This window comes from Phormidesmis sp. 146-20, from assembly GCF_052939475.1.
Genome location: NZ_JBJPHT010000019.1, coordinates 45,422 through 57,149 on the forward strand (window position 1 = coordinate 45,422; position 11,728 = coordinate 57,149).

General features: G+C 48.1%; 12 protein-coding genes. 7 read left to right on the forward strand and 5 right to left on the reverse strand.

Translation table 11 applies throughout. The features are described 5' to 3' along the window. Positions 1-12: 12 nt before the first annotated feature. Complete coding sequence (locus tag ACKFKH_RS16370) at positions 13-1,269, forward strand: glycosyltransferase family 4 protein (protein WP_446859387.1); 1,257 nt, start codon at positions 13-15, stop codon at positions 1,267-1,269. 292 nt (positions 1,270-1,561) lie between these two features. Here the strand turns inward: ACKFKH_RS16370 and ACKFKH_RS16375 are convergent, their stop codons facing one another. From ACKFKH_RS16375 to ACKFKH_RS16385, 3 genes are all read right to left on the reverse strand, one after another. Then, positions 1,562-2,824, reverse strand: coding sequence for an O-antigen ligase family protein (locus tag ACKFKH_RS16375; RefSeq protein ID WP_446859388.1), 1,263 nt, complete (start codon positions 2,822-2,824; stop codon positions 1,562-1,564). 145 nt (positions 2,825-2,969) lie between these two features. Then, complete coding sequence (locus ACKFKH_RS16380; RefSeq protein ID WP_446859389.1) at positions 2,970-4,340, reverse strand: hypothetical protein; 1,371 nt, start codon at positions 4,338-4,340, stop codon at positions 2,970-2,972. Continuing rightward, positions 4,340-4,915, reverse strand: a complete 576-nt coding sequence (locus ACKFKH_RS16385; protein WP_446859390.1) for a YqeG family HAD IIIA-type phosphatase — start codon at positions 4,913-4,915, stop codon at positions 4,340-4,342. The genes ACKFKH_RS16380 and ACKFKH_RS16385 overlap by 1 nt, the downstream gene beginning before the upstream one ends. 348 nt (positions 4,916-5,263) lie before the next feature. On the opposite strand from ACKFKH_RS16385, the gene ACKFKH_RS16390 reads away from it, so the two are divergent. From ACKFKH_RS16390 to ACKFKH_RS16400, 3 genes are all read left to right on the forward strand, one after another. Next, positions 5,264-5,449 (forward strand): hypothetical protein, encoded by a 186-nt coding sequence (locus tag ACKFKH_RS16390; protein WP_446859391.1) that lies wholly within the window; start codon positions 5,264-5,266, stop codon positions 5,447-5,449. Between the two features lie 302 nt (positions 5,450-5,751). Further along, on the forward strand, positions 5,752-6,480 hold the full coding sequence (locus ACKFKH_RS16395; RefSeq protein ID WP_446859392.1) for a Bax inhibitor-1/YccA family protein: 729 nt from the start codon (positions 5,752-5,754) through the stop codon (positions 6,478-6,480). Positions 6,481-6,609: 129 nt separating this feature from the next. Continuing rightward, the gene (locus ACKFKH_RS16400; RefSeq protein WP_446859393.1) at positions 6,610-7,029 is read left to right on the forward strand and encodes an aspartyl protease family protein; all 420 of its coding nucleotides are present in this window, start codon (positions 6,610-6,612) and stop codon (positions 7,027-7,029) included. Here ACKFKH_RS16400 and ACKFKH_RS16405 read toward each other — a convergent pair. Further along, complete coding sequence (locus ACKFKH_RS16405; protein ID WP_446859394.1) at positions 7,022-7,624, reverse strand: Uma2 family endonuclease; 603 nt, start codon at positions 7,622-7,624, stop codon at positions 7,022-7,024. The genes ACKFKH_RS16400 and ACKFKH_RS16405 overlap by 8 nt on opposite strands. Positions 7,625-7,873: 249 nt before the next feature. Between ACKFKH_RS16405 and ACKFKH_RS16410 the strand changes: the two genes are divergently transcribed. Together ACKFKH_RS16410 and ACKFKH_RS16415 are read left to right on the forward strand one after the other, a co-directional pair. Continuing rightward, a complete protein-coding gene (locus ACKFKH_RS16410) occupies positions 7,874-8,281 on the forward strand; it encodes a VOC family protein (protein ID WP_446859395.1) in 408 nt (135 codons plus the stop codon). Then, the gene (locus ACKFKH_RS16415; protein WP_446859396.1) at positions 8,247-9,341 is read left to right on the forward strand and encodes a dipeptide epimerase; all 1,095 of its coding nucleotides are present in this window, start codon (positions 8,247-8,249) and stop codon (positions 9,339-9,341) included. The genes ACKFKH_RS16410 and ACKFKH_RS16415 overlap by 35 nt, the downstream gene beginning before the upstream one ends. A gap of 69 nt (positions 9,342-9,410) precedes the next feature. Here the strand turns inward: ACKFKH_RS16415 and ACKFKH_RS16420 are convergent, their stop codons facing one another. After that, the gene (locus tag ACKFKH_RS16420) at positions 9,411-10,889 is read right to left on the reverse strand and encodes a WD40 repeat domain-containing protein (protein ID WP_446859397.1); all 1,479 of its coding nucleotides are present in this window, start codon (positions 10,887-10,889) and stop codon (positions 9,411-9,413) included. A 79-nt stretch (positions 10,890-10,968) separates the two neighbouring features. Here ACKFKH_RS16420 and ACKFKH_RS16425 point away from each other — a divergent pair, with 79 nt between their 5' ends. Then, positions 10,969-11,658 (forward strand): Uma2 family endonuclease, encoded by a 690-nt coding sequence (locus tag ACKFKH_RS16425; protein WP_446859398.1) that lies wholly within the window; start codon positions 10,969-10,971, stop codon positions 11,656-11,658. The last annotated feature ends 70 nt before the right edge of the window (positions 11,659-11,728 follow it).

Here is an 11,728-nt window from a genome sequence, read left to right on the forward strand (position 1 = left end):
ACTTTCACGTTTATGAAAATTCTGCTATCTGCTTATGCCTGTGAACCAAATCGCGGTTCTGAACCAGGAATCGGTTGGAACATGGCGCAGGCTATCCCCAAGCATCACCAGGTTTGCATTTTGACCTCCAATACCCATCGGGCAGCCATCGAAGCAGAATTGGCCAAAAATCCGATTCCCAATCTTAAGGTGGCTTACCTTGATCCGCTGGGCTGGGTTTATGACTGGAGTCAAGAAGGTAAACGTCCTTTAGTGGGGGTGCATTTACACTACTATTTGTGGCAGATCTGGGCATATTTTGTGGGGCGATCGCTGCATCAAGCCATCCAGTTTGATCTCGTCCACCATGTTACTTATGGAAAATATCAAAGTCCCAGTTTTTTATCGCTGCTGCCGATTCCCTTTGTGTTGGGGCCGGTGGGTGGTGCAGAGTTAGCGCCTCAGCCTTTTTGGAAAGACTTTAGCCTCAAGAATAAAATCTATGAAATTGTGCGGGCGGCCGCCCAACGGATAGGAGAGTTTGACCCATTTGTGAAGATGACGATTCGGAGAAGTGCGATCGTCTGGGCCACCACCGATGACACCGCAAAACGACTGTACAAGCTGGGGGCCAGGTCTGTCGAAGTGATGAGCGCTCTCAGCCTCCCTGATTTAGAAATCAATCAATTAAAGCAGCAGTCTGCGGTCAAAGATGCGCCGATCCGCTTTATCAGCATGGGTCGATTGCTGCATTGGAAAGGGTTTCACCTGGGTTTACAGGCTTTTGCGGAGGCCAATCTCCCTGACGCTGAGTATTGGATTTTGGGTATCGGGCCAGAGCAGCAGCGGTTAGAAGATTTAGCAGAATCTTTGAACATTGCCCACCGAGTTAAGTTTTGGGAGCGCCTGTCACGAGAAGAATCCCTGCAAAAGTTAGGGCAGTCTCATGTGTTGGTGCATCCCAGTCTGCACGACTCAGGTGGATGGGTGTGCATTGAGGCGATGGCGACGGGCCGCCCAATCCTCTGTCTCAATTTAGGCGGGCCCGGTGAGATGGTGACAAATGAAGTAGGAATCAAGGTGGCGGCTCAATCTCCTGAACAAGCGATTCAAGATTTAGCGCAGGCGATGAAAAAACTGGCTCATAATTCAGAGTTGCGCGATCGCATGGGTCAAGCCGGACAGCAGCGGATTCGAGAAGCCTACAGCTTGGAGAGCAAGGAGCAGCGATTCACCCAAATCTACCAGGAACTCACGCAAGCTTCTCAAGACTCACCTAAGTCAGCGTGAATTCAATGAGAATTTTTCGCCTCGTTGTTGACGGCTTCTGCTCTCCAAGCTGCCAATTTTGACGTGAATTCGATGAGGTTTTTTGCTTCGTTCTTCAGCGCTTCTGCCCCCCAACCCCCCAAAATTGGGGGACTTTAAGACAAGATCTTGGGTTCAAAGTCCCTCACTCGTGGGGGATTTGGGGGGCTGCCCGGATTCACAACCGCAGCGAAAGATTTGATCGAATCCACGTTAAGACAAGCATTTTGGTTCACAATTTGCTGTGTTGAATACGCACTCATTTAAGACTCATTTAAGGCTGCTCGGCGACTGTCCACTCCTCGGTCTCAGATTCGTCAGGCAGCGATCGCAGTTCTTGAAGATATTGATTTCTCATTCTGTAGTGCGCTGCTTGCAGACCGATCGCCGTTCCGGTCAATAGCCCCAGAGGAGACATCGCAAACACATAAACAATTACGTTGTCCGTAACCATCGAAAGCCCAATGCTGACCAGCGCCAGAAAAGCCGCAAGTTGAACATGGGCATTGTCACGATCGTAGCGATCGGCCCACAGCCAGGATTTGAACGTGATGGCAATGAGCCAAGCGTAGCCGAGTCCCCAAAAGCTGAGTCCCAGATAGCCAAAATCATGCTGTAGCCGCAAATAGTCATTGTGAGGTTGTCCCCCTTCAATCACCAGTGAGGTCGCGCCCGGCCCTAACCCAATGATTTTCCCAAACAGCGGCGCTCTGGCGATCGAGTTTTGCACCGCCTGCCATAAATATTCTCGCCCCGACGTGTTGAGGCTTATGCCCCCAATTTGACCGCTGTCTCCCACTTCCGTAAAGCGTGCCCGAATCGGTTCAACAAAATTGAAGGCTAGATAAGCAACCAGAGCAATAAAGCCTGCCCACAAAAAGAACCTGATCCAGGTTTTATAGTTGTGCGGCGAGATTCGTGAGAACGGAAAGATCACAAGCGCGATTACAGTAGCGGTGCGTGACAAACTCATGCCAATCAAGGCAATCAAAATAATCGCCCACAGCAAATCTTTGGAGTATCGGTAACGGGCGCTGGCCAAAAACCAGGAGACGGCAATCAAAGCAAACAGCGCAAACGATCGCGCCCCAATAAATAGATTGCTGCCCGGCCCTGCGACCAGACTCGCGGCATAAATCAGCCCAGCACACTGACAAGCTCGATGGAATCCCGTGTGCAAATACCAAAGCTGATCTTTTGCTCGATAAGTCTCGATCGCCCCCAGCAGCAGCAACCCAACAAAGCCACAATACACCAGTAGACTTTGAGCCTGATCGCGCAAAGAAAGATTGAGGGCGGCGGGGTCAAATACAAGTGAGGCGACCCCTAAGCTGAGAAATCCCATCAGTAGAGCACCTGGCCCTATAACTTGCTTAGGAATCTTGGCTCGTAGAACCACAAACGCGAGGCTGAACACCCCCAGTAAAATTGTCCAACCAGCTTGAATGCTAAACGAACCTCCTCGAAGGCGGGTGCCTGCATCGACGATGCCGCAAATCAGGGCGCTGGCTGTGAGGAGAATAAGTGAGAAGTTCATGGGCGTTTTGGGTAAGTAGGATGCTGGTACTTTGGGGGAAGGAGGAGGGAGGAGGGAGGAGGGAGGAGGGAGGAAGGAATTGCTTCTATTGGTTGGGGGGATTAAGATTTCTCACTACATTGTTGACTGCATTGTTGATGGACGACTAGAAAGACGATCGTGACGCAAGGGCGTTGTATTGAGCCTGGTTTAGGAGGGCGGTTGTCTTTTGAAATTGCCAGAAATTATTGAGACCTGCACTCAGCAATAGACAAAGAATCAAACCCAGGGCGACTTTACGAGTTTGACCGATCGTACTCAGGGCGGCAACGGGCAGCAACAGAGCCAAAAAGTTAGGCGCATAGAGAAAGGTTTCCTCGCCAAAGAGAATAAAGAGTCCCAACTGCGTCACAACAGACGCTCCTAGAACGAGCTTGAATCGTGGGTTACGATCGACCTTAAAGAAATTCCAAACGCCCAAACCCAGAATGGCTGTCCACAACCCGACAGCGACTCCGCCCAAAACACTGCCTGATCCCGGTCGCGACCGCTGGATGCTCAACAGTTCGGGAGAATTGGCGTGGGGGAGCTTTGTGATTTCTGGCATAACCTCTGGCATAACCATTGTGTGAGCGATCGCAGCACCCAAAACTTGCCCAATGCGCTCAGGAGAAGGGACGGTCAGAAATTTAAGCCGAGTTTTTTGGACGGGTGATTCTGAAGAGGCGGTACTTGTCGGCGTCAATGAAGCTTGAGCCGCAGGTGGCATGGTTGCCGATCCGACTGGCAAAATTAGACCTTTAATCACATAGAGTACCAGCACCAGACCTACCGTTGCTGATAGAATGCCTAGCGCAGGTCTCCAGGTTTTGTAGATCAGCGTAGCGATAATACTTGTGAGCCAGTTAGTGATGGTAAATCCTAACGCAACGACATTCGCAACAACGTACCAGATGGGCGAAACGGGACGAGATTCACTGACCAACGCCACCCAAAACGTTAGCAAAAATCCCAACGCAGCAAACTGACAGGTTTCTAAAATCGTTCCCCAAAATAGAGAAGTCGCACTGACGATCGCCACACAGGTCAACAAACTGGCATCCAGCAAACGGCAACCCATATTTCGCACAACCAGAAACAGAACGCCACTCCAAACCCCTGCTACCAGGCTTACCAACAGCCGAATCGACTCAATCACGTCAACCCCTGGAATGAGTCGAAACACCGCAGCCACCGGAAAGACAACCAGCGAAAACAAGGGGTGCAGCTTGGTGTAGTGAGCTTGGTGAACTGGGTAGGCAGCCCGTTGAAATTGCAGCGGCAGATCAGCTTGAAACCAAACATCAAAGAAGTTGTAAAGATTAGCGGGAATTTGATGAGCCAGCCAATAAGTAATCAGCCCGCTCACACTTCCAACCAGCATCACCGCCAGCAGATCTTGGCGAGGTTTTGAGATGTCTTTGAGCATGGTAGAAATCATTTGCTTGACTCTAGTAGTTGACCCTGGATCGAGAAGTTGAGGTGCGATCGTCGTCATCAAACCTGTTTACGAGCGTATTCCTGCTCCGAAAAGTTCCATAGTTCTTGAGGTCGAGTGTAGGGTTTTTGAATCAGCCAGCCCGCAATTTTTTCCCACCAGCGAGGCGGATGGGGGAGAGACGCAACTTGAATCGATCGACATCCTACAATCCACGCCCCAATTAAATCGGTATGCAAACTGTCGCCGATCACCACAACCTGACTGGAGGGTAGCCCCATCGATCGCAGGGCGCGTCGAAAGCTGCGCGGAAAGGGTTTGCGGGCAGGACTAAGGGTGGGCATTTTGAGGCGATCTGACCAATAATCAACGCGGTGCTGACGTTTACCGTTGGAGAGAATGAAGAAGCTGAATCCCAATGATTGGGCTGTAGCAATCCAGGTTTCGGCGTGAGGGGCGAGGTAGCGATCGTCTTCTGACACCACTGTATTATCTAAGTCGAGAATGATTCCTTTGATGCGATGGTACTGCAAAAGGTCTGGCTCGATTTCGGCAAGGGTGTGAACGTACCGGGGAAGCGGAAATTTGGAGCGACGAGCCGCTACTTTTCTCAGTTTGATTTGCCAATTATTCATCAGCTTCTTTAGGTTGACGAATCACCATAAGTTCTTTCCCGATTCAATAGAGAGCTTAATTATTCAACTACTTTTTAATTGCCACATGGCTGAATTCGCTAAAGCTCAGTAGATCAACACACTCCACGAACTTCTCTCAGCAAAAGTGCTGACTCTAAAAGGGAAGCGGCCGCAATTCTACTGACCTATCTTTTACAGGAGATGGTACGGGATGACAGTTCTAAAACCCAAAGTTGAGGGGAGCTTTTACAAAATCTTTAAGAATTTCAGACCTTTATTAGAATTCAAAATTAGCTCGACCCGTCGCGAGTCGTAATACTCAGACGAATACTGACAAGCTATTTAGATTTGAATCAGCACACTCAAGACGCGCTTCAACCAATCGTGGCTCAGACACAGGTTGCTCAAAGTTTAGAAACGCTCCCGTCTACATCTGCTCAACGGCGATCGGGCATGGAGCAGTCAGTGGAAACGCCAGATTTTTTAAGCAAACCACCCTGCGATCGATCAATGTTGAAATTGACTTTAGTCTGAGGTGTAGCATCAATGCGTCGCTGGGCTACAAGTTTGGGGGCGCGGGTTAAAGGTAAATTTTCTTATGGCAGCAACAATGTTGATAACTAAGTTCTCACAACTCAAATAGGATAGCTATATCTATAAGGTGTATTTAGACAAAGGCAGCAAAAAATAGATGTAAGTGAGCAGTTCAATTGTGGCTGCTGCAAGGAGAATTACTGTAACAGGCTTACATCCTTTATTTTCTTGATACTTTTTGGTCGATTCTCAAAAATCGGAGGAAAATAGAAGAATGACAAACTCTATTTACCTGGAAGCACATGAGTAATACCAGTAATTTCCGTCAAGCGATCCGCGATGCGAAGGGGCAGGCGCTCGTCGGCCCTAACGTGATTGCCAATGCCCTTCCCTGGTTGGGCGGCGGTCTGATGCTCACGGCGTTGGGCACTTACGGCGGTCTGACAGTCATTGCCAACAATCCGCAGATTTTTATGCCCACGTTTATTGGGGCAGTTATTCTCGAATTGATTTTGTTTTTCGTGGCTTCTAGCGTTGCCCAAAAAGGAAACAATAGCGTTGCACTGCCGTTGTTGGCAACTTATAGTTTGCTGTCGGGCTACACCCTGAGTGGGTTGGTCTTTTTGGCACTGCAAACTTCGGGAGTCGGGATTGCAGGAGTAGGATTTGCGGCTTTGGGCTGTGGTGTCACGTTTATTGCAGCAAAACCGATCGGCTCCAATCTGTCCGAAAAAGACGGGATGGCGCTGTCAAAAACGATCCAGCTAGGCATCATCGCGCTGTGTGTAGTGCTGTTGGGTCAGTTCCTTCTATCGGTCTTTGGGGTATACACTCCTGGATTCTTAGAAGTAGCTATCTCAGCGATCGGTGTTCTGTTATTTGTCGGTTCTGCGGTGGTTGACTTTTTTATTCTGCCGCGCACTTACACCGATGAACAGTATCTCCCTGCTGCGCTGTCGATGTATTTGACTTACATCAATCTGTTTGTGTTCATTCTGCGATTGCTGATTGCGATTAACGGTCGTGACTAATTCTTGATTTCAAATCATTGAATCATTTGTAAGAGAGGCGTAATTCGTTGCGTCTCTTTTTCTTTTTTGTCTGTTTTCTTTCTATACTGAAGAAAGTGTTGGGAATACTTCTGTTTGGAGTCATGGAATATGTCAGAACCAATGGGAGCGATTCGAGCCAAGATTAGTCTTACTAATGCGATCGATAAACGATTAGTCGAGCGTGGATCACTTGCACCGCGTTATCTTCGTGAATACCAAGGCGAAGGACTGGTCGATACAGGCGCGTTGACGCTGGTGATTCCGCCAGATATTGCAGAAGCACTAGGTTTACAAATTGAAAGACAGCAGATTGTTCGATATGCCGATGGGTTTGAGGAGCAAGTTGGCGTTTCGGAACCTGTGACGATCGTGTGTGAGGGCCGCGAAACTTCCCTTCCTGCGCTAATTGTGGGGGATGAAGTTTTAATTGGTCAGGTTGTTTTAGAGTTATTAGATTTCCTGGCAGATTGCAAAAATCAACGTCTGGTGCCAAGTCGCCCTGACTCCCCCGTTGCGATGATCAAGTGAGTTTGGTCGGAAAGGCTTTAGACAAATCCAGCGTTAGATCAGGGAAATAAGGAAGAGTAAGCCCTTCATTTGGCAACAAGACCCGCTTAACTCGATAACCAAATCCCTGCGATTTTTGATAAGGCTCACGATAGGTTTCTAGAACATTTTCGAGTAGATTAAAAATCCAATAATCTTGAATATTGTGTTCTGCATAGAGATTTAGCTTTGTCTCCTGGTCATACGTCAGAGAAGCGTCAGAAAGCTCAATCAACCACAATACATCTTCTGGCTTTGGATGCGACTCTAAATAGTCATCAGAACGATTTGTAACGATCGTAAAGTCGGGTTCTGGCTCACTGTTAGAGAGAATAATAGGAGACTGACATCTTACAGTTGCACGGTCGGACAGCAGTTGAGGCAACGCTCGAATCAGCTTGGTCAAACAGACCTCATGAGAAGTTCCTTTTGCTGCCATATAGACCAGTTCTCCTCGGATTAATTCGATGCGATCGCCCTCCGCAAAAAAACCAAGCTCACTCAAACGATGATATTCGTCTACAGTGAAACGCTTGACGGTAGGCTGACTCGGACTTTTGGTGATTGGGAGATTCATAAGCTTTAGCGTAAAATCGCCTCGATAGTTGGATTATAGCGGCTTCTGGTCTAACCCTTGATTTGAGAAGATTCTGAGTCTAGAGTGCTAGGTTAAAGCCATTATCGATCTATTAAAGATAATCTTCTCATTGGTAAAGTGATTTTAGAGAAGCTAGACTTGCTGGCAGATTGCAAAAAACAGCGATTAATTCCCAATCCAAAGAATCTTGATTATCCAGTTGCCGTGATTAAGTAATACAAAAATTTTATGAACGTCGATCGCTTCGATCATTTAGTTCTCACTGTTCAAGATATTGAAGTGACTTGCGAATTTTATACAAAAGTTTTAGGAATGCAAGTCATTACATTTGGACAGAATCGTAAAGCCCTAAAGTTCGGTTGTCAGAAAATCAATTTACATCAGGTTGGTCAAGAATTTGAGCCAAAAGCACTCCATCCAACCTCCGGTTCTGCTGATTTGTGCTTCATCACCCAAATCCCGATGCAGCAGATCATTCGTCATGTACGATCGTGCGAGGTAGACATTCTCGGAGAGCCGATTGAGCGAACAGGCGCAACGGGCAACCTTCTCTCGATTTATCTGCGTGACCCTGACGGCAATTTAATCGAACTCTCTAACAATGCAAATTCAGATCCAAACCTTTACCGTTCATAAGCGGTTTGCCCTCACCATTAGTCGCGGAACCACTGCCCAAACCACAAATGTCCTGATCCGAATTGAGCAAGATGGCATCGAAGGCTGGGGAGAAGCGTCGCCGTTTTCGATCGGAGAACAGCCCCAAACCACCGAGAAAATTGCGCGGTCTCTCCAAGCGATCGCACCCCTGCTCAAATCCTTGCATCCCCTCGAACGTAGCCGCATTAACCAACTAGCCCAACAGTCTCACCTGCCCTCTGCCGCCTGTGCCGCGCTCGATGTCGCCCTACATGATTGGGTAGGCAAAGCCATCAACCTCCCGCTCTGGCAACTGTGGGGCTTGGAAAGAGAGAAGATTGTTCCGACTTCAGTGACGATCGGCATCAGTTCTCCAGAAGCGGCAAGACAGCGAGTATTAGATTGGTTGGGCAAAGGCACGATCTCTTCGAGTTACCCGCAAGGGGTCGCCGAACCATCTCTCGGAATTCAAGCCTTGAAAGTGAAATTGGGCAGTCCAGAAGGAATCGAAGCCGATCGTGCCATGTTGCTGGCCGTCAAAGAAGCGGCTCCTCAGACTTCGCAAATTAGCATCGATGCCAATGGCGGCTGGACAGTAGAAACCGCGCTAAAAATGGCATTCTGGCTGGCAGATCAAGGCGTGACTTACATTGAGCAACCGTTGCCCAAAGGACAAGAAGCTGATCTAGCGAAGCTTTACTATCAATCACCGTTGCCGATTTTTGTGGATGAAAGCTGCTGGACGAGTCGGGATTTGCCTTTGTTGGTCGATCGCGCTCACGGCATCAATATCAAACTCATGAAGTCAGGCGGTCTGTCAGAAGCGTTACGCATGATTCACGCGGCCAGAGCCTTTGGCTTTAAGGTGATGTTTGGCTGCTATTCTGACAGTTTGTTACTCAACACCGCGTTCTCTCACCTGTCGCCGTTAGCGGATCACCTCGACCTAGACAGTCATTTGAATTTATCAGACGATCCCTTCATTGGGGCTACCTTCCAAAACGGTCGCGTCGTCCCCACTAATCTCCCTGGCATCGGCGTAAAACTGAGAAACCGCTAACGCACTTTGAGAAGCTTACAAGTTGATAACTTACAAGTTGATAATCCATTCAAAACGTTCAAGAGGAAGTTACGGCTTTTCCCTTTTTTCGACGATCGCCAAGTGCTGACCATCAGGACTAAAAACTTTAAACTCGCCCTGAACTTCCATTACCTTGACACCTGAGCGATTAAATAGGTAGATCTTCTCTTTTGAAGTAGTACTTAATTGACCAGTTGAATTAAACTCTGGAGCAAGTCCTGGTAGTTGAGCAACTTGTTTACCGGATGAATTATAGAGATAGCTTTTTTGAGAATCACTTGTAATTAAACGTTGTCCATCCGGGCTTGAGAATGAGAAAGATTTGCTGTAGATCGCTTCCGAAGGGAGTGGAGTGCCACCAGCCCCATATAAAACCATCTCAGCCGGAGAAAGATCTCCAGTCATTTTGGCAAGTTCTCGACCAGAGCCATCAAACAAGCGGCTTTGTCCACCAGAAATATCATTGGGTTGTTTGTTCTTTCCAGTTAGAAAGGTTACAAATTTATCACCCTGCGGTAGGAAAGCAGCATAATTTCCTGGCAAGCGAGCAAGTTCTTTTCCTGACACATCATATAGATAAACTGTATTGCCTAAAACGGTCACCAACCGCTTACCAGTCGGACTAAATCTTCCATTTCTTCCTTGCAGTTGAGCAATCTTTTTGCCCGTCGCATTGTATAAGTAGCTTGAGTCTTCTCTAAAATCAGTGGTCAGAATGAATTGTTCACTGCGATCGAAGATGCCAAAAAAACCGGATAGTTGAGCCATTCTCTTACCCGAAAAGTCATACAGGTGAAGGGATGGCTCATCCAAAGTTCCGACTGAGGAGAAGAATCTTCGTCCTTTGGGACTAACACCCGCACATGCTTTTGGCAATTGAGCGATCGTCTGACCCGACGAGTTAAACAAAGTACAAGTTGTGGAATCTAATCGATTTAGAATTAGTCGTTCTCCAGTCGCATCAAACCCACTAACAAAGTCAAGGAATAGCCCTTGCATTCGAGCCATTTGCCAACCTGAAGCATCAAATAAATAGGCACTATCATCTGTAAGCGTAACAATTCGTTGACTATTTTGACTGAACATAGGCGATGACGCAGTTCTTCCTGGTAGTCGAGCCAGTTTGCGCCCTAGTGCATCGTATAGCTGAAAATAATCTTTACCGCCTAAAGCAATTCGTTGTCCGTCTGGGCTAAACTCTAGCGTGCTTCCTTCAAGTTGCAGCAGCTTTTTACCAGATAGATCAAACAAAAAAAAGCGCCCCAGCCCAAATCTTGATTCGGTTACCAGTCGCCGCCCATCTGGACTAAAGCGATACATCCGTCCTTCAAACTCAGCGAGCTTTTTACCAGACAAATCAAATAAACGAGTCACATACTCTTCTTTATCAGAAACGGGTGATTGTTGTGCAAGTTCTGCTTTTACATTAGCCGCTACAGCCTGCTCAGTTCCACGTTCGGAGTAAGGGGTTGCGATCGCAAAAAATAACGCTGCAACAACAACTCTCATCTTTTGTTGAACTAACATTTTGCCCTGTAATTAAGATTTGCTTTAGCGTACCCAGTTCTTATACTAAAAAGAGACTGTGACACACAGGAGAACGGCTATGTCACTCGACCCCATCCTGACCAACCCGCTCAACCCTCAAGAACCCCTTCTCGCTGGTTATGAGCCTGATCCTGAGCCTGACCCAGAATGGGAATTTCCGTCACCGCCGACCGATCTGCCTTACGACGACGGAGAACCCTTGGAAAGCAACCGCCACCGCATCGCCATGAATGTGTTGATTGACTCGACCCTACAAGCCCTCAGTCACCGGACAGACTACTTTGCAGGCGGCAACATGTTTGTCTACTACAGCCAAAACCAAGCCATGAATCGAGACTTTCGAGGGCCCGACTACTTTGTGGCTCTGGAGGTGGATGGCGATCGAGAGCGGCGCAGTTGGATTACCTGGGAAGAACAAGGACGCTACCCTGATGTGATCGTCGAATTCATGTCCCCATCTACTGCTAACATCGACCTCAACGAGAAAAGACACCTCTACGAACGCACCTTTCGCACCGCAGACTACTTTGTCTACAATCCATTTGACCCCACCTCTCTACAAGGTTGGCATTTGGATGCTTCACAGCGTTATCAGCCTTTGACTCCCAATTCTCAAGGATGGCTCTGGTCTGAAAAACTTGGACTCTGGTTGGGCAATTGGCACGGGAGTATTCGGCGAGAACCTCCGACGGGAGGCTGTTCCTGGTTGCGACTTTACCGAGATTTTGCGGAAAGCCCCGCTCCTTGAGGACGGGGATGCAGAGCAACGGCGCGATAGCGCCAATCTCTCAGGCAGCAGACCAAGAGATTTTCAACAC